This is a genomic window from Chromobacterium fluminis (assembly GCF_011602385.1).
Classification (GTDB): Bacteria; Pseudomonadota; Gammaproteobacteria; order Burkholderiales; family Chromobacteriaceae; genus Chromobacterium; species Chromobacterium fluminis.
In genome coordinates, this window is record NZ_JAAOMA010000021.1 from 23342 (window position 1) to 48474 (window position 25133).

Genomic DNA, 25133 nt, shown 5'->3' on the forward strand with positions numbered 1-25133 from the left:
AGGTTCTAAGCCGGGTCGAAGCCCGGCGGCGCCAGCTTGTCGCGCAGCAGACGGATTTCGTCGCGGTGCAGCGCGGCCAGCGCCTGCGCCTGGTTGCGGCCGGCCTCGGTCAGATGGATTTCCACCTGCCGCCGGTCCTCGCGGCCGGGCCGGCGTTCCACCAGGCCCAGCTCCTCGCAGCGGCTGGCCAAGGCCACCACGCCGTGGTGATGGGATTGGAGGCGTTCCGCCAGTTCGCCCACCGTGGCCCAGTCGCGGCCCGGATAACCTTGCACATGCAGGAGCAGTTGGTATTGCAGCGGGGTCAGGCCGTGGCCGCGGCAGGCGTCTTCGCTGAAACGCAGGAACACGCGCAGTTGATGGCGGAATTCGGACAGGCGTTCAAAATCCGCCTTGCTCAGGACGGGGGAGTCTGAAAAGGGATTCATGCTTGAATTTATATCACATCATGATACATATTGAGAGTAGCTTACCACCCGCCATGCCAGACCGTCCTCAAGGAGCTTTGCCATGAAACTGAGCCATTATCCGAAGATGCTGTTTTCCAGCCACGGCGGCTGGGACGAGTTGCGCGGGCGGCCGCCGTCGCCGCGCAGCTTGATGCTGAAGCTGGTGCTGCCGTTCTCGCTGCTGCCCGCCTTGATGATTTGCTACGCCGGCCTGGCCCATGGCCAGCTCTACGCGCCCGCAGCCGGCCTGGACCGCTGGCTGGCCGCCGCCGCCTTGTTTTTCGTCGCCGAGCTGGCCACCGTGCCGCTGATGGCCTGGACGCTGCAAACCCTGGCCTCCAGCCACAAACTGGCCGCGGGTTTCGATCAATGCTTCCTGCTGGCGGCCGGCGCGGCGGTGCCGCTGTGGCTGTCCAGCCTGGCCTTGCTGGCGCCGGATTTCGCCTTCAATCTGCTGGGCGCGCTACTGGGCCTGGCCGCGTCCTTCGCCCTGCTCTACCACGGGCTGCCGGCCATATTGGGACTGGAAGAGGAAGTGGAGTCGCAGCACTTCGCCTATAGCGCGTTGTGCGCCGGCGCGGCCGCCTGGGCGTTGTTGCTGGCCTTGGTGCTGCTGCCTTTGTTCGGCGGCTGGTGATTCAAGCGGGCGGCGGCAAGCGCGTCACGGTTTCGATGCGGGCGATGCCGCCCTCGCCGCAATGGTGGACCACCACCACCTTGGCGGCCTGGCCCTCGCGCAGCTCCTCCGGCGGCAAGCCCAGGTCTTCCGCCAATTTCTCCAAAGTGACATTGGGAATAGGGCTGCGTTTCTGCTTGCCGGTGAAGCGCCAGTAATTGAAGCGCGACCACAGCAGCAGGCATAGCCCGATCAGCGCGATCTCCAAGCCGTAGTCGCGCAGCTTGCTCAGGTGTTCCGGCGCGTCCTCCGCGCGGAGCGCCGCCGGCAACACGTCCCGGCCCCAGATCAGGTAGCCTACATAGGCCAGGGCCGGCAGCCACAGATAGAACCACGCCAACCAGCACACCAGAGTCATCAGCCAGGACAGCAGCCGCTGCAAGGCGCTCATATTGTGCGAGGCCTGGATGATCAGGCCATCTCCCAGCCGGCTCATGCCCTCACTCCCCGGTCCGGGCTGACCCAACGCGCGCGCTTGCCCTTTTTGCGGAACACGGCCTGCGGGAAAGCCACGATCGTGGTGCAGACGTTCAGCAGCCAGTAGACCAGCGGATACCACACCATCCAGTAGTAGTTCTTGCCCAGTTTGGCGTCGTACTGGCTATCCATCATTTTGCTGATCATGAACTGCAGCATGCAAGTGCCGCCCAGCACCATGCCGTGCCAGCGCGGAATCAGCGGCGTGCCCATCTGGGGCAGCCAGTCGCCCAACACCAGGCTCAGCAACCAATAGACGATGATGCCGGCCATGGTGTAGGACCACACCACGCTGAGGAAGTACTCGGAATACACCGGCCACATATGGCGGTGCCGCCAGGTGCGCAGCACCCAGGCGTTGCGCATCAGCGCCTGGGTGCCGCCCTTGGCCCAGCGCAGCCGCTGCTTCCACAGGCCGCGCAGGGTTTCCGGCATCAATATCCACACCAGCGCGCGCGGTTCGAAGCGCACGTTCCAGTGCTTGAGCTGGAGTTTCCAGCTGATGTCGATATCCTCGGTCAGCATGTCCTCGCTCCAGTAACCCGCCTGGTAAACCGCGGTCTTGCGGAAGGCGGTGATCACGCCGGACACGGTGAACAATCGGCCGTAAGTGCGCTGCGCGCGCTTGATCAGGCCGATGATGGCGGTGAATTCCCCCACTTGCAGCCGCCCCAGCAAGGTGGTGCGGTTGCGGATGCGGGGGTTGCCGGTGACCGCGCCCACGCGCGGCGAGGTCAGGAAATGGCGCATCAGCCATTTGCCCGCGTACGGGTCCAGCAGCGCGTCGCCGTCTATGCATAGCAGGTATTCATGGCGCGCCAGCGCCAGCGCGGTGTTGAGCCCCACCGCCTTGCCCTGGTTGGTGGCCTGGTGCACCACGCGCAGCCGCGGATGCGCGGCGGCCAGTTCGTCCAGGATGGCGCCGGTGGCGTCCCGGCTGCCGTCGTTGACCGCGATCACTTCGAAATCCGGATAGTCCAGCGCCAGCGCGTAGGCCAAAGTCTCGCGCACATTGTCTTCCTCGTTGTAGCAGGGCACCACCACGCTCAGCGGCGGGTAATCCAGCGTTGGCGGCTGGTTCAGCGGCGGATCTTTTCTTTCGTAGTGGAGGTAGTAATGCACCGCCCCCACCATCCACAAATACGCCATGAACAACGGATAAAAAAAGGCATATGCCAACAGCAGTATCAATGCCAGGTTCACAACGCGTCTCCTCGCCCCTTGATGCGATGAATCATCAATCGTCTATGCGGTCCCCCGCCGCCTGCCTTCATTCTTCCGGCCTCGCCGTCAGCGAGAACACTCGCTTGAACGTCTTCAGCCTGGGCTGGTCATGGAACAGGTCGTCCGGGTAGTAGGCGATATGCCGCGCGCCCAGGGTGTTGAGTTCGCGCACCGTGGCCGCCAGCTCCGCGGTGGGGATAGGCTTGCGGCTGCGCCAGTCCACCGCCTGCAGTTCGAACACGGTTTTTTCCAGCGCGCCCGGCTTGGCCGCCACTTTGTCGAACAGACGCCGCATCCAGGCCTTGGGATCGGCCGCGTTTTCCATATACGGCATCGCCATCACCGCCACCCGGTCGTAGCGGTTCAGCGCGCTGTCGAAGGACTGGGCGAACCAGGTTTCCGAATCCGGGTTGAGCACCACCTCGGCGTAGAGATTGCGCGCGGTGCGCAAGTCCGGCTGGTATTGGCGCACCACGGCCGCCAGTTCCATGCTGAAGTCGTCCAGCAAGGCGGTTTTGGCGTGGGTCCAGCGCGCCATTTGCTCCGGATCGGCGCGCACTTCGGCCACGCCGGCGGCCAGGCCCTGCCCTTGCCGCGCCTGACGCGCCGCCGAGCCGGCGTCTTCGAAATCGGACAGGGTGGCGTCGTCGTGGAACAACAGGCCGCCGAAACGGGAGCTGCGCGCCAGGTCTTCGTAAATCTCCCGGATCAGTTGGCGCACAGGCGGGGAATACGGGGTCAGCCGCGCATAGCCCTGCGCCTTGGCCTGAGCGCCGCCGGCCTGCTCCGCCAGCACTCGTTCGCCTGCCAGAGGATGGCCGGCCGGCAGAGCGAAGCCCAGGAGCGGCATCCAGGCGTAGACCCTGACGTTGGCCCGGGTCTGCAATTGCCAGGCGGCGCGGTTGAACAGGTCCGCGCGCATCGGCAGGTGACGGTTGGGGAAATACAGCGCCTGCGCCACGCCGTCGCCGTCGGGATCGGCGAAGGCCTGCAGGTAGACGGTGCTCACGCCCATGGCCTTGACCCGGTCCAGCAGCCGGCCCAGGTTTTCGTCCTGGCGTTTGGGGTCGGGGTCGTAGATGTAGTCCAGGTCCACGTGCATGATGCGGCTGGGTTCGGGCCGGACGCCGTCCGGCCAGCCGTTCAGCTGCTTGAATTGGTAAGCCAGATCGGCCAGGTCCATATTGGCGTCCAGCAGCACCCGGCGCAGCGAGGACAGCGGGGTGCCGCGGTCGTTGATGCCCGCCCCCAGGCCCATGGTCACCGGCATGCCCTCCTTGGCCGCCACCTTCGCCGCCTGCGGCGAATAGCTGCCGTAAGGCCACACCATCGCTCTGGGCGCCGCGCCCAGCCGCGCCTTGAGCAGCGCGCTGTTGCGGCGCAAATCGTCGCGGATGCGCGCCAGATAAGCCGATTCGCTTTCATAGCCGCCGGCGCGGTAAGCGCGGGCGGTCAGGGCCGGCTCCAGATTGCCCTGGGGATTGGCCAGCACGCCCAGATGGGAGGCGTAGCTGTGGCTGGCCACTTCCACCAGGCCGCTGGCCCGCATTTCGCGGATTTGCTCCCAACTCAGGAATTTGCTCCGCCCCGCCACGCCGTCGCCGTAGCCGACCTGGCTGCCCTCGGGCGCTTCCAGCCAACTGCCCACCAACGCAATCACGGCCGGCGCTTGGAACAGCTTCAGCACCGGATAGACATTGGTGTACACGCTGCGATAGCCGTCGTCGAAAGTCAGCAGCACCGCCTTGTCCGGCAAGGGCTTGCCGCCGGCGCGGTCGTCCAGCACCTGCTGCAAGCTGACGAAGCTGTAGCCCTGGCCCCGCATCCATTCCATCTGTTTCACCAGCGCGCGGGCGTCCACCGCGAACGGGTCCGACGCGCCGCTATCGGTCTTGTCCACCTCGTGGTAGCACAGGATCACCAGCCGCCCGGCCGCCGCTTGCGCCCAGCCGCTCCACAACAGGCAGGCCGTCATCAGGGCCGCCAGCCATTGTTTCATTTTCATCAGAAGCGCCAATCCAGATTGAGATACACCTTGTTGCCGGTTTCCGCCTTGCCGTCATAGGGATGGCGCACCCGGGTGAAGCCGTAGCGCAGGCTGCCGCGGCTGCCCCAGCGCCACTCTTGTTCCAGCAGCAGGCCCCACACGCCGCCGGCGCCGAAGTCGCGCTGGGTGTAAGTGCCCAGCGTCAAGCCCAGGCGCTGATGCCATGTGGTTTCGTACTCGCCCCACAGCTTCCATTCCTGCATCGCCGTCACCGAGGCCTCGCCGTCGGCGCGAGGGTTGAAATAGCGGGCGGACGACACCGTGTCGTTGGCGCTGGCCGCCAGCGTCAGAATGGTGTTGAGCTTGTAGCGCGGGCCGCTGACCCAGCGCTGGTCCCAGTTGGCGGACACGGCGCGGCGCAGATTGCCGTCGGACAAGGACAGAGCCTCGGCTTGCAAGGCGTAGCTGCGATAGTCGTCGGCGCGGTACTGCAAGCTCAGTTGGGTCCGGTTGCCGCGCACATCGTCCAGGCGGCCTTTCAACGGCGCTTCGGCGCTGTTCAGCTCAAAGCGAGCGCCCAGCGTCCAATAGTCGTCCGGCGTCCAGTCGTAGCCGGCGAAAGCGCCGCCGCGCCGCCCGCCGTCTATCTGGCCGGTCAGGCCGAATTCGCCGCGCCCTTGTTCGCCGCGCCATTCCGCGCCCATGCCCAGCGCCTCGTAACGGGCCGAGGCCGACTCGTTCACATAGCTGGCGCGTTGCAACTGGTGCAGACCAAACAAGCGCCAGTGGCCGAACGGCGACGAATACAAGCGCGCCGAGCTCTCCCAGGCGTTTTGTTCGCCCGCGCCCTGGCCGCCGCTCAAATCCTTCTTCCCCTCCAGCACCAGTTCCGGCCGCCGTTCCAGCCGGGCGCGTTCCCTCAGCTGGCGCACGCTGGCGTTGTCCACATCCAGCTCGCTCAGCCTCAGCAACTGGCGGTCCGCCTCGTCCAGCTCCTGCAAGTCCAGCGCCGCGCCGGCCAAGCCGGTCGCCGCCGCTTCCGGCTGATCCGGCTCGTCCACGCCCAGCCGGGTGAACACGCCTCGCGCCCGCCGCGGCCAGCCGCGCATCAGGGCCAGGCTGCCCTGGTTCTGTCGCAATTCGGGATTGAACGACGCCTCGTCCAGCAAAGCCTCCATCTTCTCCCAGCCGCCGCGGGTGTCCTCTTGATAGGCGGTCACCATCGCGTCCAGCAAGGCCACGCGCTGGAAGGCCGGATTAAACACGCGCCTGCCGCTGGCGCGGTCGGTTTTCTGCCGGGGAGCTGCGGCTTGCAACACGGCCAGCTCCCGGCGGCAGGCAGCGTGCTGGCCGGACTCCAACAGGGCGTAAACCAGGCCGATGCGCCAATCCAGCGCCTCGTCCGCCTGCGGCGCGTCGCGCAACGCCGAGCGGTACAGCGCCTCGGCCCGCAGCGGCTGGCGCAGGTTGAGATAGGCGTCGGCCAAGGCCGCGCGGGCGTACGGCGACCACGCCTGGCCGGCCTGCTGCCGGTCCAGGTCTATGGCCTGCGTCGACAAGCCTCGCTGCTGCAGCATTTGCACGCGGTCGTCCACCGCCAGCGCGGCGAACGGCGGCCGCGCGGCTTCCGGCCGCGCCGCGATGTCCTGATTAAGCTTCAGCGCCGCGTCGGTTTGCGCGTGCCGGCCAGGCCCGCTGTCCTGGCTTTCCTGGATGCGTCCCCAGCGGCTCAAGGTGGCCGCGCGGTCGAAATCGACCTGCAAGGCCAGCCGGGGATCCGCGATGGACGCCTGGCCCGCTTGCCACGGCGCGCCCAGGCGCAGCAAGCAGCCCAGATAACTGCGCTCCAGTTCCGGGTCTCCGGGAAAGCGCGCCCGCGCGCGGATCAGATAGTCCAGCGCCTGGGTCAGGTCCCCGCTTTGCAGCAAGACGTAAGCGCGCGCGCGGGCCAACTCCAGTTCGTCGGCCGGCGAGCCGGGCGGCGCGGCGTCCAGCGTGGCCAGCGCGGCCGCGGCCTGCCCTGCCTCGGCCTGGGCCATCGCCAGCCCGGCGCGGTAGCCCGCCGCCGGCTGACGCGCCAACAACAAGCGGTACAGCCGTTCGGCCTCCGCCGCGTCGCGCTGATCGCGCGCTACGCGCGCCAGCCGCGCCAACGTGTCCGCCGACATGTCGGCTTCGTGCCCCGGCAGCAGCCGCAAGGCCTCCACACCGCGTCCGCTCCAGCACAGCAGGGTCAAATAATCGTCCAGCAAGGGCGCGGCCAACGGTCCGCGCGCGCGCTCCCGCTCCAGCAACGCCAGCGCCGGCGCGGTCTGCCCCGCCCTGGCCTGGACGATGGCCGCCGCGTACTCCGGCTGTTTCCAGACTGGCGTTTCCGCGCCCGCCGCGGCGCCGGCCAACAACAAACCAGCCGCCAGGCTGGTAAATAGATTTCGCGTCATGCTTGACCCGTCATGGTCTCTATCAACATCAAGTTATAAGTTATTAAACGAATACTAAATTCCACTCAATTAGATAGCAAGTTTTTTTTCTATTTAAATCTATTATTTAAGATAACCCGCATGGAAACCTACCCTACTCGCATGAGGCCAATATAGCCGCTGGCGCGCGGCTTGCTGGCTCGACTAATGATTCCGTTCTTCCCAACAAAAAATACGCTTGACGTATAGTATGTATAACGTACCATATAGCGACAGGCGGCCGCCTTGCCTCATCCACTTAAGGAATCAAACTATGGCTATCGAAGTATTGGAATTGCACCATCATGGCTTGCGCATGCCGCTGAACCTGCTTGAGGCCATGGGCGCGTTTTACCGCGACGTGCTGGGCCTGGACGCCGACGCCGGCCGCTGGCACATCCCCGGGGTGCCCGGGTTTTTCCTGGACCTGGGCAACGACTGCCAGATCCATCTGCTGGGCAACGACGGCGTGTCGCCGTACGCTCAGGGCGCGGATCAGGACCCGGTGGACAATCACGTGGCGCTGGCGGTGCGGGACATCGCCCAGGCGGAGGCGGAATTGCTGCGGCAAGGCATCGCCCACTGGAAACAGGCCAACGTCGCCGCGCCGGAACTGACGCAATTGTTCCTGCGCGACCCGGCCGGCCACTTGATAGAGCTGCATCAGATCGGCCATTGCCGCTGCAAAGCCAGCGACCGCGCCCGAGCCGACGCGCTGGCGGCGGCGGGCGCGCAGCCCGGCGCGCCGCGCTGAAACGGCTGCTTCAGTCCGTTTTCAATCTGCTCCACACTTTGGCGAGCAAGGACCAAAGCGCCGCGCATTCGCTCTCGTCCAGCGCCTCGGTCAGGCGCTGGCAAGCGCGCCAGAAGCCCGGCAGCGCCTGTCTCAGCAGTTCCCGGCCGGCCTCGGTCAGGCTCAGCTCCAGGCTGCGGCGGTCTTCGTCGCGCAGTTGCCTTTGCAGCAGGCCACGCCGTTCCAGCCAATCCAGCTGGCCGGTGACGGTGGAGCGGGTCACGCCCAGATAATCGGCTATCGCCGACGGGGTTAGCGGCCCGTTCCGCCACCATCCCCGCTCTTGCAGCGAAAACAGCATCAACACGTTCAGCTTGCTTTCAGTCACATCCAAGGCCTGCAAATCCGCGTTCACCGCATCCAGCACGTCGTCGCTCAACCACAGCAACAGCAGGCCGAGCTTGGCGTGGGTCTGGCTCACCTCCTCGCCGGCGCTATGCGCCAGCAATTGTAAATGCGGGGCGATGGCCGGCTCCAGCGCGCGCGCGGCGGCGGAAGCATCGGACGGAGGAACGGAAGTGGCGGCGTCGGCGGACATGGCTTCAAGACAATGAGGAGGAATCAAACCCGCGGCAGGCTTTGCCGGCCGCGGAAACGAGGGCAGCGCGCGGCGCTCCCGCGGCTATCATAGTGGCCGACCCGGCGCGACGCAAACGCCCGCCGGGCCCGGCCGCTCAGGGCGCCGGCTTCCAGGCGGATTTGCTGGCGGCCTTCTTGAAGATCTCGCGGTTGCGGTCCGTGGCCGGCGGTTCGGAATCGCCGAAGATGGCGCGCATCCAGTGACCGTCGGTGGGATTGGGCATCAGGATGAATTTTCGGCCGAACAACTCGCGGTCTTCCTCCATCAAGCGCGCGCGCTCGTCCACATCCTTCACATAGTATTTGCGCTGAAAATCATTGAGATTGTCGCCCAACATCGCCACCACATTGTACTGGGCGGCGATCTCCTTCTGCCGCGGCTCCTTGTTGGAGCTGTCGCGCAGAATGGTCACGTGTTTTTCGTCGACGAAGGGAAAACCAGCGGCCCGCAAGTTGCCCAACGCGTATTCATAGGTCTTGTCGCCCTGGTCGCGGCTGCTAACGTAGAACACTTCCACCCCCTGCGCTTTGGCGTAGTGGAAAAAGTCCAGCGCCCCGGGCGTGGCGGTGAGCTTGTTTTCCGGAATCCATTTATCCCAGATCGCGTCGTCGAAAAAATCCCGGTCCTGCTGGATCAGATAGCCCCAGTAATTGACGGCGTTGAGCACGGTGTCGTCGATGTCGGTGATCACGGCCAGCGGTTTGTCGCCGGGCTTGCGCGCCGCCAGCGCCTGATCCAGCCGCATCCGCGCCAGATTGAAAGCCTGATGGTAGAGCGCGCGGTATTCCGCCGCGGTCTGCTTCCAGGCCGCAGCGGCGATAAGCAGATTGTTGCCGCCGTTGCCGGACGGGCCGTTGCGGTTGTCGGCCTCGGCGGCCTGGGCGCCGTGCCCAACGCTAAGCGCGCACAGGGCGGCAATGGCGGCGCGGCTGAATTTGCTCATGGGGATCTCCTTTGTCATTTGCTCTTGTCCAGGCTCCGGGCGCCCCGGAACCTGGACAATCTACCTTGAGACGACCTAGCTTTGAACCTGCTTATGATTTCGCGAGCTAGAGCGAAACTTTGCACAGGCTCTTAGCGTAAACCCTGCACCTTAATTACAATTGATTATTATGATCAATAAATGACATGCCAAAAGCATGACCTGTCCGCCTGATTCGCCGCCCTCGCCCTTGCCGCCAATGCGTCGCCTCCCCCGAGGATTGAAAAATTCCTTGATACTAGACGACCGGTCTAGTAGACTTCAGCCCATGTCACGTTCCAACCAGTTTTCAGACACTCGCGAACACCTGCTGGCCACCGGCGAAGCCATCATCCTAGGCAAGAGCTTCTCCGCCGTGGGTCTGGCGGAAATCCTCGGCGCGGCCGGCGTGCCCAAGGGTTCGTTCTACCATTACTTCCGCAGCAAGGAAGGCTATGGCGTGGAACTGCTGCGCCGTTATTTTGAAAAATACGACGGCAGACTGGTTAGCTTTCTGTCCAAGGACGCCGGCAGCGCCCGCGATTGCCTGTTGCATTATTTCGACGGCTGGCTGGAAACCCATCGCTGCGACGAGCCGCAACGCTGTTGCCTGGCGGTGAAGCTGGCCGCCGAAGTATCCGACCTGTCCGAGCCGATGCGCGAGGCGCTGGCCGAAGGCATGAGTTTCGTGGTGCGCAATCTGGCCGCCTGCATCCGCCGCGGTCAACAGGAGGGCTCGCTGGACGCGGACCTGCTGCCGGACGAAACCGCCAGCGCGCTGTACAGCCTTTGGGTGGGCAGCGCGCTGCTGTTCAAGACTCAACATTCACGCGCGCCGCTGTTGGCGGCGATGGCGCACACGCAACAAATTCTGCGCGCGCCCTAGCCAAGGCGAGGCCGCTCACACCCCGCTCCCCGGAGCGGGTTATTTTGAAATTAAAACTAGACGACTGGTCTACTTCAAGGAGCCCAAAGCATGAACTCGACATTGGAACTGATGCAAGAGCACCGCAGCGTGCGCAGCTACCAGGACAAGCCCATTCCCGCCGAGGTACTGGACGCTGTGCTGGACGCCGCCTGGAAAGGCCCCACCTCCATCAACGGCCAGCAGGTGTCGCTAGTCGTAGTGCAGGACGCGGAGCGTCGCCGGAAAATCGCCGAAATCGCCGGCGGCCAGCCATGGATCGCCCAGGCGCCGGTCTTCGTCGCCATTGTTCCCGACTTCTACAAAACTCGGATCGGCGTGGAAAAAGCCGGCGCCGAGCAAGTGATCCACAACAGCGTGGAAGCCTTCGCCGTCGGCGCTGTGGACGCCGGCATCGCCCTGGGCAACCTCATGACCGCGGCCCGTTCCGCCGGCCTGAGCGTGGTGCCCATCGGCGGCATCCGCCGCGACCCGCAAGCCATGGTGGAACTGCTGGAGCTGCCGGAACTGACCTTCCCGCTGGTGGGAGTGGTGCTGGGCTACGCCGATCAGGACAGCGCGGTCAAGCCGCGGCTGCCGCGCGCCAGCTTTGTGCACCGCGAACGCTACCAGGCGGCGGAACTGCCGGCTATGATCGCGCAGTACGACGCGTCCATCATGGATTACTGGAAGAGCATTCAGCGCACCGACGGCCAGCCCTGGTCCGCCAACACCGCGCAGTACTACCGCAACGTGTATTTCCCGCAGGTCGCGCCGGTGGCGCGCAAACAGGGTTTCGGTTTCGATCTGTGATCGCGCCCGCCCACTTTTCCCCTCTTAAATAGAGCCAAGGACATCGCAATGCAAGCCGACAAACTGTTCACCCCGCTGCGCGTAGGCGCCGTGACCCTGAAAAACCGCGTGGCGATGGCGCCGCTGACCCGGCTGCGCAACACCGAGCCGGGCGACGTGCCCACCGAACTGGCGGAAACCTATTACGCCCAACGCGCCGGCGCCGGCCTGATCGTGGCCGAAGGCACCCACATCTCCCCCACCGCCAAGGGCTACGCCGGCGCGCCGGGCATCTACAACGAAGCGCAAGTGGCGGCCTGGACCAAGGTCAACGCCGCAGTACACGCCAAGGGCGGGCTGACGGCGCTGCAGCTGTGGCACACCGGCCGCATCTCTCATCGCTCGCTGCAACCGGACGGCGAAGCGCCGGTGGCGCCGTCGGCGATCCAGGCCGACAGCCGCACCAATATCCGCGCCGCCGACGGCAGCCTGGTGCGCGAGCAATGCGATACCCCGCGCGCGCTGGAAGTCTCCGAGCTGGCCGACATCCTGGAAGACTATCGCCGCGCCACCGACAACGCGCGCCGCGCCGGCTTCGACCTGGTGGAAATCCACGGCGCCCACGGCTATCTGCTGGACCAATTCCTGTCGCCGCAAGCCAATGTCCGCACCGACGAATACGGCGGCAGCGTGGCCAATCGCGCGCGCTTCCTGCTGGAGGTGGTGGACGCGGTGGTATCGGAATGGGACGCCGATCACGTGGGCATCCGCATCTCGCCGCTGGGTATCTTCAACGGCGTCTCCAACACCGACCAACTGGACATGGCGCTCTACCTGGCCGAGGAACTCGCCAAGCGCAAACTGGCCTTCCTGCACATTTCCGAGCCGGACTGGGCCGGCGGCCCGGTGCTGGACGAGGGCTTCCGCCAAGCGCTGCGCCAGCGCTACCCCGGGGTGATCATAGGCGCCGGCGCCTATACCGCCGAGAAGGCCGAAACCCTGATCCGCAAAGGCTATATCGACGCCGCCGCCTTCGGCCGCAGCTATATCGCCAACCCGGACCTGGCCGAGCGCCTGCAAAGCGGCGCGCCGCTGAACGCGCCGGACCCGGCGACCTTCTACGGCGGCGACGAGCGCGGTTATACCGATTATCCGTCCATGAACATCTAAGCCTGCCGCTAACCGCCAAACACGCGGCGCGTCTTCCCATCCATGGGAACGCGCCGCTTTTTCATTGCCGCACCCACCCGGGCTTGCCGGCCGGCTATTTTCCGCCCGCAGCCGATACCAGCCGCGTAAGCAAGCATTGACGGGCTTTCTACGCCCGGCCTGCGCCTTGACCCGGCAGCGGGCAACTGTGCACAATCGCTGCCGTGCCGTTCCTCGCGGCACCGGACTTGGCCGTCCGGCGAACTACACTGCGAACAAGCGCTTGAGTCTTGCGTTTGGATCGCTGCACTCGTGCGCGCTCACAATGGCGGGCCGGGTGGGGACACCTTAGCGGGTGTGCCGGAGTCGTGTAGTCCGGTCGGCCAACCCTGTTCGGTCTGCCACCTCCGCTTGGCCGTGGGGGTGGCAATGAAAAACCGCTACACGGAGGTGACCATGTCGATCAAAACCCCATCCCGCCGCCATTACCGTCCGGACCCGGACCCAACGTCCCGCGCGGAATTGCCGTTTGCCGGCAACGCGTCCAACCGGCGCGGCGTCCATTGCTGGCAAGTTCCGCCCATAGACGACCAACACGCCGCGCATTTGCTGGGCCGCGAGTTCGCAGGACATTTCATCAAGTATTTGCAGGACAACCCCGACGACGGTCTGCGCAATCTGCTCGCTCAAATCGCCGCGGACATCGACTTTAGCGACGACAGCGCCGCCAAAGGCTATTGGGAAGGCTTCTTCAGCCTGCTGGAGCAAGTGCTGGCGCTGACCACCTCTCTCTTGGACGTGTTCGACTACATCGACCGGCTCAACGCCCGGGAGGCCGCCGAACGCGCGCTAAAGCCCGCAGCCGCACCCGGTACTTAACAATTTCAGCAAGCGCCGAGGCGCCCCAGCATGAAAAAAGGAAGCCATTCGGCTTCCTTTTTTTGCTCCCGGCGCGGTGCGCGGGAAATCAGTTGCGGCCGCAGCAGGCCTTGTACTTCTTGCCGCTGCCGCACGGGCAGACATCATTGCGGCCCACTTTGTCGCCTTCGCGGCGCACGGTGCTGGGCGCCTGTTCCTTGGCGCGCCAGTAGGTGTAAACCGCGCCCAGCGCCTCCAGCATTTCTTCCTTGTAGCCTTCCACTTCCTCGTCGCTGAAGGTCAGCAGATCTTCGCCGTCCTCTTGCTCGAAAGCGCCGCCCAACACCAGCATAGGCATCATCAGGCTTTCAAAGCCCTCGTCCTCGTCGGCCACTTCGAACCAGTCGGTCTCCACCACGTCCAGCGCGTAGAGGAAGGCGTTGGCCCACGGCCAGTAGTCCGGCTCGTCGCTGTCGCTGTCGTCTTCCGCGTACAGGATCAGGTCCAGTTCGTCGCCGGCCGCCAGTGCGGCGGCGGTGGCGTCGTACAACTTCTGCAGCAGGGTTTTCAGTTCCGCCGCGTCGTCCGCGCTCTCAAAGACCGGCGCGTCGCCCAGCACTTCTTCCAGCCAGAAATCGGCGTCCACCGCGTCCGGACCGCACGCCAGCGCGGCGAAAAAGCCCTGCACTTCGTCCGGGCGCATGGTGCTGCCGCTGGCGGACAAGGGGGTCAGCAGGTTTTCCAGACGCAGCAGATCGGCGTCGTTGAATACGGTAGTCATGATGGATTCCTCAGCTTAAAGATCAGTCTGGCGGCATTGTAAGCCAAAAAGCCCCGACAAGCCGGGGCTTTTGTTCCCATAGTTTGCGGCGGCTCAGGCGGTTTTGCCATCCGCCAGCCCCAACTTCTCCTTCATCTTCTCGCGCATCACGAATTTCTGGATCTTGCCGGTGATGGTCATCGGAAAACTATCGACGAATTCGATGTAACGCGGGATCTTGTAATGCGCGATTTGCCCCTGGCAAAAAGCACGGATATCGTCGGCGCTGGCGCTTTCGCCGTCGCGCAACCGGATCCAGGCGCACAACTCCTCGCCGAATCTTTCATCCGGCACCCCGATCACCTGCACCTCCTGAATCTTGGGGTGGCGGTAGAGAAACTCCTCCACCTCGCGCGGGTAAATGTTCTCGCCGCCGCGGATCACCATATCCTTGACCCGGCCCACAATATTGACGTAACCGTCCGCGTCCATCTCCGCCAGGTCGCCGGTGCGCATCCAGCCAGCGGCGTCTATCGCCTCCGCGGTCTTGGCCGGGTCGCCCCAATAGCCGGGCATCACCGAATAACCGCGCGTGCACAATTCGCCGCTCTGGCCGCGCGGCACGATGCGGCCTTCCACGTCCACGATCTTCACCTCCACGTGCGGATGGATGCGCCCCACCGTGGCCACGCGTTTGTCCAGCGGCGTGTCGGTGGCGCTCTGGAAGCTCAGCGGGCTGGTCTCGGTCATGCCATAGCCTATGGTCACCTGGCTCATATTGAGCTGGCTGGTCACCCGCTTCATCACCTCGATCGGACACGGGCTGCCGGCCATGATGCCGGTGCGCAGCGTGGACACGTCGTAATCGGCAAAGTCCGGCCGGTCCAGCAGCGAGATGAACATCGTCGGCACCCCGTGCAGGCCGGTGCAGCCCTCCTCCTGCACCGCGCGCAACACCTCTTGCGCGTCGAAGCTCTCCGCCGGAAACACCATGGTCGCGCCGTGGCTCAGGCACAGCAAGGTGCCCAGCACCATGCCGAAGCAATGGTAGAGCGGCACCGGGATGCATAGCCGGTCGTCCGGGCCGAAGGCCATCGCCGCGCCGGCGAAGTAAGCGTTGTTCAGAATATTGTGATGGGTGAGCGTAGCGCCCTTGGGGCTGCCGGTGGTGCCGGATGTGAACTGGATATTGATCACGTCGTCGAACTGCAGCATCTCGCCCAAGCGCTGCAACCCGGCTTTCTCCTCAGCCGACGGCACGGCCATCAGGTCGGCGAAATTGAGCATGCCCGGCGTACGCTGCTGACCCAGGCGGATCACAATCTCCAGCTGCGGCATGGCGGCGGACTTGAGCCGGCCCGGCTCGCTGACGGCCAGCTCCGGCAGCAGGTCCGCCGCCATCGCCAGGTAATCGCTGCTCTTGAAGCTGGGCGACAGGATCAGCGCGCGGCAGCCCACCTTGCTCAGCGCGTATTCCAGCTCGGAGCGGCGGTAAGCCGGATTAATGTTGACCATGATCAGGCCGGCCTTGGCGGTGGCGAACTGGGTCAGCGCCCATTCGGCGTTGTTCTGCGACCAGATGCCGATGCGGTCGCCGGGCTTGAGTCCCAGCCGGATCAAGCCGCAAGCCAGCCGGTCCACCTGCTCGCGCAACTCCTCGTAGCTCCAGCGTATCTGCTGATGGCGCACCACCAAGGCTTCGCGGCGGCCGTGCTCGCGGCAGGTCTGGTCAAACAACTGGCCTATGGTCTGGCCGATCAAGGGCTGAGGGCTGGCGCCATGGACATAGCTGGGCAAGGTCATCGAATCTCTCTCTCCTGGTAGACGGTACGTATCGCTTTTGTTTTTTTCATTCATCCCACAAGTTGACGATTACGTAAACGTAAATCATGCTAAGGCTGAGAACGCGTTAAAAAAAAGCTACAATCGCCGCTTGCCCTGGAACACATCATGACCGAACCCGAATTCTTCAGCATCTCCGACCTGGCGCGCGATTTCGACGTCACCCTGCGCACCATCCGCTTCTACGAGGAACAGGGCCTGATAGAACCGCAGCGCGACGGCCGCCAGCGGGTATTCAACCGCCGCGACCGCGCCCGGCTCAAGCTGATCCTGCGCGGCAAGCGCATCGGTCTGTCCTTGTCCGACATCCGCGACATCCTGGACCTGTACGAACAGGCCCACGACGAGGCCGGCCAGTCGCAAAAACTGCTGGACCTGGTGCTGGAGCGCCGCCGCCAGCTGGAAGAACAACGCCGCGACATCGACGCGGTGCTGGAAGAAATCACCCGCCTGGAAAGCCACTGCCGCACCGTGCTGGCGCAGCCGGCGGCATGACGCCCGCCTAATCTGCGCCCGCCTGCGGCCAAAGCCCGCCGCATGGCTTAAAATCAGGGCTTGAGGCCGGCCCCAGCGGGCGCGGCCGCCCCACTCCCTAAGCCATGATAGAAAACCAAGCCATGCTGCTGGCGGTGTTCGAACGGGCGGCGCTGATGTTGATGGCGCTGTTCTTCCTCACCCGCACCCGCCCGTTTCAACACCTGCTGCGCAAACAGGACCACAGCCCGGCCGAACTGGCGGCGGTGTCGCTGCTGTTCTGCCTGTTCGCCGTGTTCAGCACCTATACCGGCATTCCGGTGGACGGCTCCCTGGTCAATGTGCGCATCATCGCCGTCCTGTCCGGCGGCATCCTGTTCGGCCCCTGGGTGGGCATACCGGCCGGCATCGTCTCCGGCCTGCACCGCTACCTGATCGACATCAACGGCTACACCTCGCTGCCCTGCCTGATCTCCAGCGTCTGCGCCGGCCTGCTGGCCACCTGGATACACTTCCGCGCCGGCAGGAGCCGGCTGTGGCTGTACGGCATCCTGGCCGGCATGCTGTGCGAAGGGCTGACCATGGGCCTGATCCTGCTGCTCACCGATCCGGCGGTGGGCGTGCCCATCGTCCGCCACATCGCCTTCCCGATGATTGTCGGCACCGTCTGCGTCGGCCTCATCATCAAGCTGGTGCAAGACCTCAACGACGAAAAAGAACTGCTGGCCGCGCGCCAGGCCAAGCTGGCGCTGACCATCGCCAACCGCACCCTGCCCTATTTCCAGAATCTGGACCGCGACGCCATGGTTCAGGTCTGCACCGTGATCCGGGACCAACTGGACGCCGACGCGGTGGCCATCACCAACACCTCGGACGTGCTGGCCTACGTGGGCCTGGGCAAGGACTACTACGAGATGGACGAGCACTCCGCCATCGGCGCCATCACCCGCCAGGCCATCGCCGGCGACCAGATCATCATCGAGAACAATCTGCAGCAATACCACCTGGCGGACTTCCACTCCGTCATCATCATCCCGCTGCGCGAAAAAGCCGGCGTCAGCGGCACGCTGAAAATCTTCTACCGCAAGAGCCACGGCATCAGCACGCCGCTGCGCGAAGTGGCGGTGGGCCTGTCCCAGCTGATCTCCACCCAGATGGAAGTGTCGCGGGTCAAACAGCTGGAAGAGATGGCGCGCAAGGCGGAATTCAGCGCGCTGCAAAGCAAGATCAACCCGCACTTCCTGTTCAACGCCCTCAATGCCATCTCCTCGCTGATCCGCATCCAGCCGCAGCAGGCGCGCCAGCTGATCTCCAACCTGGCGGACTACCTGCGCTACAACCTGTCGTTGGGCGACCGGCTGATCGACATTCAGGAAGAACTGCGGCAAGTGCGCGACTACGTGGCGATAGAACAGGCGCGCTTCGGCGCCAAGCTGACGGTGGAGTTCGATATCGACGACGTGCACGTTCGCATCCCCAGCCTGCTCTTGCAGCCGCTGGTGGAAAACGCCATCCTCCACGGCATCCAGCCGCGCAAGGAACCGGGCCGGGTCAGCATCGCGGTCAAGCGCGACGGCGACAAAGTGCATGTCTGCGTGCGCGACACCGGCTACGGCGTCAGCCAGGAAGTGCTGGACGGCGTGGCCGCCGGCACGCTGTCCAGCCGCAGCATAGGCCTGAGCAACGTCAACCAGCGGCTCAAACTGCTGTACGGCGAGGGCTTGCGGCTGACCCGGTTGGAGCCCGGCACCGCCGTTTGTTTCGACCTGCCCACCACCGAGGAGCCGGCATGCTGAAAGCCCTGATCGTGGAAGACGAATACCTGGCGCGCGAGGAACTGGCCTATTTGATCCGCGAACACAGCCGCATCGACATCGTCGCCAGCGTGGAGGACGGGCTGGAAGCGTTCAAATTCCTGCAGGAACACGAAGTGGACGTGGTGTTCCTGGACATCAACATCCCATCCATAGACGGCTTGCTGCTGGCCAAGAACCTGCACAAATCGTCACGGCCGCCGCGCATCGTCTTCGTCACCGCTTACAAGGAATTCGCGGTGGAAGCGTTTGAAGTGGAGGCTTTCGACTACATCCTGAAGCCCTACAACGAAGCCCGCATCATCAATCTGCTGGCCAAGCTGGAAGCGCAGACGCCGCCGGCCGCCGCCGCGCCGGCCGAGGCCCCGGCCGCCAGCCGCACCGTCAACCTGGTCAAGGGCGACAGCATCATCGTCACCCCCTGCGAGCAGATCTACTACGCCGAGGCCGACGAGAAAGTCACCCTGGTCTACACCGCGCACGACCGCTATGTGATGTCGATGAGCATCAGCGAATTCGTCGCCCGCCTGCCGGCCGACAGCTTCTTCCGCTGCCACCGCTCCTACTGCGTCAACATCCACAAAATCCGCGAAATCGCGCCCTGGCTCAACAGCACCTACATCATCAAGCTGTACGACCTGAAAGCCGAGATTCCGGTCAGCCGCAGCAATATCAAAGCGTTCCGGCAGTTGATGCATCTTTGAGCGTTGGTCGCCCGCGCGGCGCATCAAACCGGCTGCCAGCCGGCTCCTGAATAAGAACCTGTTCATAATCTGCTGCGCTGCGGCGATACGGCGTTGAAACCGGCTTCGAAATGCTCATGTACCCTATGTACACTCCGCTTTCTCAGCCGTTTTCGCCTTGTCTCGCTCTGGCTCGCGAGATTTTGAACAGGCTCTAAGGCCAGACATTCCATTGGCAAGCCGGCTTGGCAATGGAAATGCCATCCACTCATGCGCGCCATTTTCCGGGCCTGCAACTGGTTCGCCGCCGCCTGCACTTCATTCCGCGCCGTCTGCATCTCATGCCGCCGCCGCGCCCCCTACATAAGCACAGGCTTATAGTCACACCAACAGTAATGACTTTAAGCGAGCAGCACCATGAACGCCTCAAGCAACGCCATCCGCTACCGTACCCTGGCCGGCACCGTCCTCACCCAGTTCGCCCTCGGCTCCGTCTACACCTGGAGCCTGTTCAACGCCCAACTCTCCGCCAAACTATCCGAGCCGGTCAGCCAAGTGGCTTTCGCCTTCGGCCTGCTCAGCCTGGCGCTGGCGGTGGCCTCCTCGCTGGCCGGCAAACTGCAGGAACGCTTCGGCGTGCAGCGCGTCACCCTGGGCGCCGGCCTGATGCTGGGCCTGGGCTTCTTCCTCACCGCCCAAGCCAATAATCTGGTCATGCTCTATCTGTGCGCCGGCGTGCTGGTGGGCCTGGCCGACGGCGCCGGCTACCTGCTGACGCTGTCCAACTGCGTCAAATGGTTCCCGGAACGCAAGGGCCTGGTGTCCGCCTGCGCCATCGGCGCTTACGGCCTGGGCAGCCTGGGCTTCAAATACATCAATCTGGCGCTGCTGGCCCGCTTCAGCCTGGAAACCACCTTTGAGCTGTGGGGCCTGATCGCCATGGCCATGGTGGTGGCCGGCAGCCTGCTGATGCGCGACGCGCCGCAGCAACAAGCCGCCGCGCAACAAACCGCCAGCCATGACTACACCCTGGCCGAGGCGATGCGCCAGCCGCAGTACTGGATGCTGGCGCTGATGTTCCTGACCGTGTGCATGAGCGGCCTCTACGTGATCGGCGTGGCCAAGGACATCGGCGAAAGCTATGTGCACCTGCCGACGCTGACCGCCGCCAACGCCGTGGCGGTGATCGCCGTGGCCAATCTGTCCGGCCGCCTGGTGCTGGGCATCCTCTCCGACAAGATGCCGCGCATCCGGGTCATCACCATCGCTCAGATTGCCGCGCTGGCCGGCATGCTGACCCTGCTGTTCGTGCCCTTGAACGCCACCCTGTTCTTCCTGGCCATCGCCTGCGTCGCCTTCAGCTTCGGCGGCACCATCACCGTCTACCCGTCGCTGGTCAGCGATTTCTTCGGCCTCAACAACCTGACCAAGAATTACGGCGTGATCTATCTGGGCTTCGGCATCGGCAGCATCGTCGGCTCCATCGTCGCCTCGCTGTTTGGCGGCTTCCTGGCCACCTTCCATCTGATCCTGGCGCTGTTGATCGTCGCGCTGTTGTTCTCGCTGACCATACGTCAGCCGGGCACGACCAAGGACGAGGAATTCGAAGCCGAGCCGCATCTGGGCAAAGCCTGATTCCCGCGCCGCTCTCTGCAACGCCCCCGCTTTGGGGGCGTTGTTGTTTGGGGAGCCGGGAAGGGATCGCTGGTGGGTATCGCCTGCGGCTCCTCCCACCCTACGGGCCGCCGCTCGCCTTCGGTAGGGTGGGTGGAGCGTAGCGATACCCACGCGGAACCCCGCTGCGTCACACAAGATGATGGCTGCAACTCCCCTTGCCGGACCCCGCCGGCTTGACGCCCTTCCCCTCCTCCCCAACAATAGCCCCCGCGCCGCAACAATCGCGGCGCTCGGGATTGGTCTCCCGATCATGAATACTTGTCGCGGATGCGCTGTTTTCACAGCGTATCCGTTGCCATTGCTTTGCCTATTCGGGCGGGCCGTGGCAAGTGGCGCCCTGATGGGCGCGCCGGCTTGTGCAAGTATTCACCGGTAGACCAACTCTTGTCATGTGCCCGCCCTGCCGCTTTGCGGCATGGCCCTTCTGCTCAGGAGGTTGCAAATGGTAAAGCTTGTTCGTCCGGTGCTAGGCATCGAACTCTCTCCGTCCTCTACTGAAACCCAAGACGTCCATCAGGACGCCTCTCTACTCCCGCCGCTAGGGCCGCGCTCCCGTTACCGCTTTGCCGGCCCCCACGCCAAAGACCTCAGCCTACCCTTCATCCGCCGCATCAAAGGCCGCACCTATCCGCATTACTGGCAGCCGGCCGAGGCCAAGGATGAATGTGAAGCCCGCGCCTTGGGCCATCAGTACGCCGCCCATCTGGCGCAGATGCTGAAACTCAACCGCCAACACTCGGCGCGTGGCTTGCTGTTCCGCATCGCCAGCGATATGGATTTCAGCCAACGCGGCCACCGCCGCCGCCTGTGCAAGAGCTTCTTCAACTATCTGGAGTTGTTGTTGAACCTGGGGGTGGAGCAGGTGGACTTGCCGAGGCATGTGGAGGCGGTGAACCGCCTCCATCTCAGCCTGGATGAGCTGGAAGCCTTGCCGCGGAGGCTGCGTAGAAAGAAGAAAGGCTAAAACTTTTCTGGGAACAGAGCTGGCTGGTGGGTATCGCCTGCGGCTCCTCCCACCCTACGCGCAGTGGCTCGTCATGGGTAGGGTGGGTGGAGCGCAGCGATACCCACGCGGCCCCCTCCTCCATAATCGCTGCCGCCTCAGCCCCGCCGCTTGGCCAGCCAGATATCCAGTTGCCGGGCGAAAGCCTGACGGTCCGACTGGCTCAAAGGCGGCGGGCCTTCGGTCTGCACGCCGCTGGCGCGCAACGTGTCCATGAAATCCCGCATCGTCAGCTGCGCGGCGATGGTGTCCGGCGAATACACGTCGCCGCGCCAGTTCAGCGCCTGCGCGCCCTTGCTCAAGGCATCGGACGCCAAGGGGATGTCGCCGGTAACCAAAAGATCGTTCGCCGCGATGCGGCGGACAATCTCGTTGTCCGCCACGTCGAAGCCTTTTGGCACTTGCAAGGCGCGGATATTGGGCGCCTTAGGCACCGTCAATAGCTGATTGGCGACGAACACCAGCTCCACGCCGGTGCGCTGCGCCGCCCGGCACAATGTTTCGCGGATCACCTTGGGACAGGCATCCGCGTCCACCCATATCGTCATGTCTGTTCTCTGCATGCAAACCCGGCCATGATAACGGTTTCGCGCCGGTTTCCGTCGCCGTCATGTTGACGCTTACGTAAACGTAAGTAATGATAGAGCATATCACGCGAAATACGCGCGCCCCTCAGAGGAGAGAAACCATGTACAGCAGCCTGCGCTTCGCCTTTGGCGACACCTACGATATGTTGCGCGAAACCGCGCGCGACTTCGCCCAAAGCGAAATCGCCCCGCGCGCCGCCGACATCGACCGCGACAACCTGTTCCCGGCCGATCTGTGGCGCAAGTTCGGCGACCTGGGCCTGCTGGGCATGACGGTGGACGAGCAGTACGGCGGCACCCAGATGGGCTATCTGGCCCATATGATCGCCATGGAAGAAATCAGCCGCGCCTCCGCCTCGGTGGGCCTGTCCTACGGCGCGCACTCCAATCTCTGCGTCAACCAAATCCACAAAAACGGCAACGACGAGCAAAAAAGCCGGCTGCTGCCCAAGCTGGTCTCCGGCGAGCATGTCGGCGCGCTGGCGATGTCCGAGCCCAACGCCGGCTCCGACGTGGTCAGCATGAAGCTGAAGGCCGACAAGGCCGACGGCGGCTACCTGCTCAACGGCAGCAAGATGTGGATCACCAACGGCGGCGACGCGGATGTGATGGTGGTGTACGCCAAGACCGACGTCAACGTCGGCGCCAAGGGCATCACCGCCTTCATCGTGGAGCGCGGCTTCGCCGGCCTCAGCCACGGCAGCAAGCTGGACAAGCTGGGCATGCGCGGCTCCAACACCTACCCCATGTTCTTCGACAACTGTTTCGTGCCGGAGGCCAATGTGCTGGGCGGGGAAGGCAACGGCGTCAAGGTGTTGATGAGCGGCCTGGACTACGAGCGCGCGGTGCTGGCCGCCGGCCCGCTGGGCATCATGCAGGCCTGCATGGACATCACGGTGCCGTATCTGAACGACCGCAAGCAGTTTGGCCAGGCCATCGGCGATTTCCAGCTGATGCAGGGCAAGCTGGCGGACATGTACGTCAAGCTGTCCGCCAGCCGCGCCTATGTCTACGCGGTGGGCCAGGCGCTGGACCGCGGCGAAACCGGCCGCCAGACCCGCAAGGACGCCGCCGGCGCCATCCTGTACGCGGCGGAGGGCGCCACTCAGATGGCGCTGGACGCCATCCAGTGCCTGGGCGGCAACGGCTATATCAATGAATACGCCACCGGCCGCCTGCTGCGCGACGCCAAGCTGTACGAGATCGGCGCCGGCACCAGCGAGATTCGCCGTTGGTTGATAGGCCGCGAGCTGATGGCGGAAACCCGGTAATCGCGGCGGAGAAAAGCCTGATGCCGCGTTGCGCTTCAGCCCCACCCGGCAAGCCCAATGCTCACTGACCGCACGCTTCGTCGACGGCGAATGACAAGGTAAAACGATATGCCCATCCTCGAATCCAAACTCTCGCCGCGCGCGGCGGACTTCCAGGCCAACGCCGACAAGATGCGCGCGCTGGTGGCCGACCTGCGCGACAAGGTGGCCAAGGCCGCGCTGGGCGGCGGCGACAAGGCGCGCGCCAAGCACGCCGCCCGCGGCAAGCTGCTGCCGCGCGAGCGCATCGATCTGCTGCTGGACCCCGGCGCGCCCTTTCTGGAGCTGTCCCAGCTGGCGGCCTTCGGCATGTACGACGACGACGCGCCCGGCGCCGGCCTGATCAGCGGCATCGGCCGCATCGCTGGCGTGGATTGCCTGATCATCGCCAACGACGCCACGGTCAAGGGCGGCACCTATTACCCGATGACGGTGAAGAAGCATTTGCGCGCTCAGGAAATCGCCCGCGACAACCGTCTTCCCTGTGTGTATCTAGTCGATTCCGGCGGTGCCTTCCTGCCCTTGCAGGACGAGGTGTTCCCGGACCGCGAGCACTTCGGCCGCATCTTCTACAACCAGGCCAATCTGTCCGCCGCCGGCATCCCGCAGATCGCGGTGGTGATGGGCAGTTGCACCGCCGGCGGCGCGTACGTGCCGGCGATGTCGGACGAAACCGTCATCGTCAAGGAACAAGGCACCATCTTCCTGGGCGGCCCGCCGCTGGTGAAGGCCGCCACCGGCGAGGTGGTGACGGCGGAGGAGCTGGGCGGCGGCGATGTGCACGCCCGCGTGTCCGGCGTGGCCGACCACCTGGCGCAAAACGACGCCCACGCGCTGTCCATCGCCCGCCGCATCGTGTCCGGTCTCAACTGGCGCAAACAGGGCGAGCTGGACCGCGCCGAACCGCGCCCGCCGCGCTACGCGGCCGAGGAAATCTACGGCGTGATTCCGGCGGACCCGAAAAAGCCCTTCGACGTGCGCGAGATCATCGCCCGGCTGGTGGACGACTCCGAGTTCGACGAGTTCAAGCAGAACTACGGCGCCACCCTGGTTACCGGCTTCGCCCGGCTGAACGGCTACCGTGTCGGCGTCATCGCCAACAACGGCATTCTGTTCTCCGAGTCCGCGCTCAAGGGCGCCCATTTCGTCGAGCTGTGCTGCCAGCGCGGCATTCCGCTGCTGTTCCTGCAAAACATCACCGGCTTCATGGTGGGCAAGAAGTACGAGAACGGCGGCATCGCCAAGGACGGCGCCAAGCTGGTCACCGCCGTGGCCTGCGCCCGCGTGCCCAAGTTCACCGTGCTGATAGGCGGCAGCTTCGGCGCCGGCAACTACGGCATGTGCGGCCGCGCTTATTCGCCGCGCTTTCTGTGGATGTGGCCCAATAGCCGCATCTCGGTGATGGGCGGCGAGCAGGCGGCCGGCGTGCTGGCCCAGGTGAAGAAGGAACAACTGGGCGACGCCTTCGGGGCTGAACAGGAAGAAGCGCTGAAAGCGCCGGTGCGCGAGCAGTACGAACGTCAGGGCCACCCCTATTACGCCAGCGCGCGCTTGTGGGACGATGGGGTGATAGACCCGGCGCAAACCCGCGAAGTGCTAAGCCTGGCGCTGGAGGCGGCCCTGTCCGCCCCGGTGGAAAGCACGCGCTTCGGCGTGTTCCGGATGTGAGGGATA

The 25133-nt window shown here is 64.6% G+C and carries 23 protein-coding genes; 13 read left to right on the plus strand and 10 right to left on the minus strand.

The genetic code is table 11. The annotated features are described in order from the left end of the window. Window positions 1-5: 5 nt before the first annotated feature. Entirely contained in the window at window positions 6-428 is a 423-nt protein-coding gene (locus HA052_RS15230; protein WP_166452533.1) for a MarR family winged helix-turn-helix transcriptional regulator, read from the minus strand. 82 nt (window positions 429-510) lie between these two features. Between HA052_RS15230 and HA052_RS15235 the strand changes: the two genes are divergently transcribed. Then, entirely contained in the window at window positions 511-1086 is a 576-nt protein-coding gene (locus HA052_RS15235) for a YIP1 family protein (RefSeq protein ID WP_081547879.1), read from the plus strand. 1 nt (window position 1087) lies between these two features. Here HA052_RS15235 and pgaD read toward each other — a convergent pair whose 3' ends face one another. From pgaD to pgaA, 4 genes are all read right to left on the minus strand, one after another. Then, entirely contained in the window at window positions 1088-1561 is a 474-nt protein-coding gene (pgaD, locus tag HA052_RS15240) for a poly-beta-1,6-N-acetyl-D-glucosamine biosynthesis protein PgaD (protein WP_166452534.1), read from the minus strand. Continuing rightward, a complete protein-coding gene (gene pgaC / locus HA052_RS15245; protein ID WP_346774563.1) occupies window positions 1558-2805 on the minus strand; it encodes a poly-beta-1,6-N-acetyl-D-glucosamine synthase in 1248 nt (415 codons plus the stop codon). Before pgaC ends, pgaD begins: the two co-directional genes overlap by 4 nt. Window positions 2806-2872: 67 nt before the next feature. Continuing rightward, complete coding sequence (pgaB, locus tag HA052_RS15250; protein WP_166452535.1) at window positions 2873-4831, minus strand: poly-beta-1,6-N-acetyl-D-glucosamine N-deacetylase PgaB; 1959 nt, start codon at window positions 4829-4831, stop codon at window positions 2873-2875. Further along, complete coding sequence (gene pgaA, locus HA052_RS15255; protein WP_166452536.1) at window positions 4831-7254, minus strand: poly-beta-1,6 N-acetyl-D-glucosamine export porin PgaA; 2424 nt, start codon at window positions 7252-7254, stop codon at window positions 4831-4833. Before pgaA ends, pgaB begins: the two co-directional genes overlap by 1 nt. A gap of 292 nt (window positions 7255-7546) precedes the next feature. Between pgaA and HA052_RS15260 the strand changes: the two genes are divergently transcribed. Then, window positions 7547-8026 carry a VOC family protein gene (locus HA052_RS15260; RefSeq protein ID WP_081547873.1) on the plus strand — a complete coding sequence of 160 codons (480 nt, stop codon included), beginning with the start codon at window positions 7547-7549 and terminating at the stop codon, window positions 8024-8026. A 10-nt stretch (window positions 8027-8036) separates the two neighbouring features. Here the strand turns inward: HA052_RS15260 and HA052_RS15265 are convergent, their stop codons facing one another. Next, the gene (locus HA052_RS15265; RefSeq protein WP_081547871.1) at window positions 8037-8603 is read right to left on the minus strand and encodes a MarR family winged helix-turn-helix transcriptional regulator; all 567 of its coding nucleotides are present in this window, start codon (window positions 8601-8603) and stop codon (window positions 8037-8039) included. Between the two features lie 136 nt (window positions 8604-8739). Continuing rightward, window positions 8740-9588, minus strand: coding sequence for a 5'-nucleotidase, lipoprotein e(P4) family (locus tag HA052_RS15270; protein WP_166452537.1), 849 nt, complete (start codon window positions 9586-9588; stop codon window positions 8740-8742). A 307-nt stretch (window positions 9589-9895) separates the two neighbouring features. Here HA052_RS15270 and HA052_RS15275 point away from each other — a divergent pair, with 307 nt between their 5' ends. From HA052_RS15275 to HA052_RS15290, 4 genes are all read left to right on the plus strand, one after another. Beyond that, window positions 9896-10492: a TetR/AcrR family transcriptional regulator gene (locus HA052_RS15275; protein WP_166452538.1), complete on the plus strand. Its 597-nt coding sequence runs from the start codon at window positions 9896-9898 to the stop codon at window positions 10490-10492. Between the two features lie 90 nt (window positions 10493-10582). Next, window positions 10583-11323, plus strand: a complete 741-nt coding sequence (locus HA052_RS15280) for an NADPH-dependent oxidoreductase (RefSeq protein ID WP_081547865.1) — start codon at window positions 10583-10585, stop codon at window positions 11321-11323. 48 nt (window positions 11324-11371) lie between these two features. Beyond that, window positions 11372-12472, plus strand: coding sequence for an N-ethylmaleimide reductase (gene nemA, locus HA052_RS15285; protein WP_166452539.1), 1101 nt, complete (start codon window positions 11372-11374; stop codon window positions 12470-12472). Window positions 12473-12907: 435 nt separating this feature from the next. Next, complete coding sequence (locus HA052_RS15290) at window positions 12908-13330, plus strand: hypothetical protein (protein WP_166452540.1); 423 nt, start codon at window positions 12908-12910, stop codon at window positions 13328-13330. Between the two features lie 88 nt (window positions 13331-13418). Here the strand turns inward: HA052_RS15290 and HA052_RS15295 are convergent, their stop codons facing one another. Together HA052_RS15295 and HA052_RS15300 are read right to left on the minus strand one after the other, a co-directional pair. Beyond that, a complete protein-coding gene (locus tag HA052_RS15295; RefSeq protein ID WP_081547859.1) occupies window positions 13419-14090 on the minus strand; it encodes a UPF0149 family protein in 672 nt (223 codons plus the stop codon). 93 nt (window positions 14091-14183) lie between these two features. After that, window positions 14184-15872, minus strand: a complete 1689-nt coding sequence (locus HA052_RS15300; RefSeq protein ID WP_166452541.1) for an AMP-binding protein — start codon at window positions 15870-15872, stop codon at window positions 14184-14186. Window positions 15873-16019: 147 nt separating this feature from the next. On the opposite strand from HA052_RS15300, the gene HA052_RS15305 reads away from it, so the two are divergent. From HA052_RS15305 to HA052_RS15325, 5 genes are all read left to right on the plus strand, one after another. Further along, the gene (locus tag HA052_RS15305) at window positions 16020-16406 is read left to right on the plus strand and encodes a MerR family transcriptional regulator (RefSeq protein WP_166452542.1); all 387 of its coding nucleotides are present in this window, start codon (window positions 16020-16022) and stop codon (window positions 16404-16406) included. Between the two features lie 104 nt (window positions 16407-16510). Continuing rightward, a complete protein-coding gene (locus tag HA052_RS15310; protein ID WP_166452543.1) occupies window positions 16511-18181 on the plus strand; it encodes a sensor histidine kinase in 1671 nt (556 codons plus the stop codon). Continuing rightward, window positions 18175-18903 (plus strand): LytR/AlgR family response regulator transcription factor, encoded by a 729-nt coding sequence (locus tag HA052_RS15315; RefSeq protein ID WP_048410449.1) that lies wholly within the window; start codon window positions 18175-18177, stop codon window positions 18901-18903. Before HA052_RS15310 ends, HA052_RS15315 begins: the two co-directional genes overlap by 7 nt. A 396-nt stretch (window positions 18904-19299) precedes the next feature. Further along, the gene (locus tag HA052_RS15320; RefSeq protein WP_166452544.1) at window positions 19300-20517 is read left to right on the plus strand and encodes an L-lactate MFS transporter; all 1218 of its coding nucleotides are present in this window, start codon (window positions 19300-19302) and stop codon (window positions 20515-20517) included. Window positions 20518-21001: 484 nt separating this feature from the next. Further along, entirely contained in the window at window positions 21002-21523 is a 522-nt protein-coding gene (locus tag HA052_RS15325) for a hypothetical protein (RefSeq protein WP_081547849.1), read from the plus strand. A 137-nt stretch (window positions 21524-21660) separates the two neighbouring features. Here the strand turns inward: HA052_RS15325 and HA052_RS15330 are convergent, their stop codons facing one another. Beyond that, entirely contained in the window at window positions 21661-22110 is a 450-nt protein-coding gene (locus HA052_RS15330; protein WP_166452545.1) for a YaiI/YqxD family protein, read from the minus strand. 140 nt (window positions 22111-22250) lie between these two features. On the opposite strand from HA052_RS15330, the gene HA052_RS15335 reads away from it, so the two are divergent. Beyond that, window positions 22251-23420: an isovaleryl-CoA dehydrogenase gene (locus HA052_RS15335; RefSeq protein WP_166452546.1), complete on the plus strand. Its 1170-nt coding sequence runs from the start codon at window positions 22251-22253 to the stop codon at window positions 23418-23420. Window positions 23421-23528: 108 nt separating this feature from the next. Then, window positions 23529-25127 carry a carboxyl transferase domain-containing protein gene (locus HA052_RS15340; RefSeq protein WP_166452547.1) on the plus strand — a complete coding sequence of 533 codons (1599 nt, stop codon included), beginning with the start codon at window positions 23529-23531 and terminating at the stop codon, window positions 25125-25127. Window positions 25128-25133 lie beyond the last annotated feature (6 nt).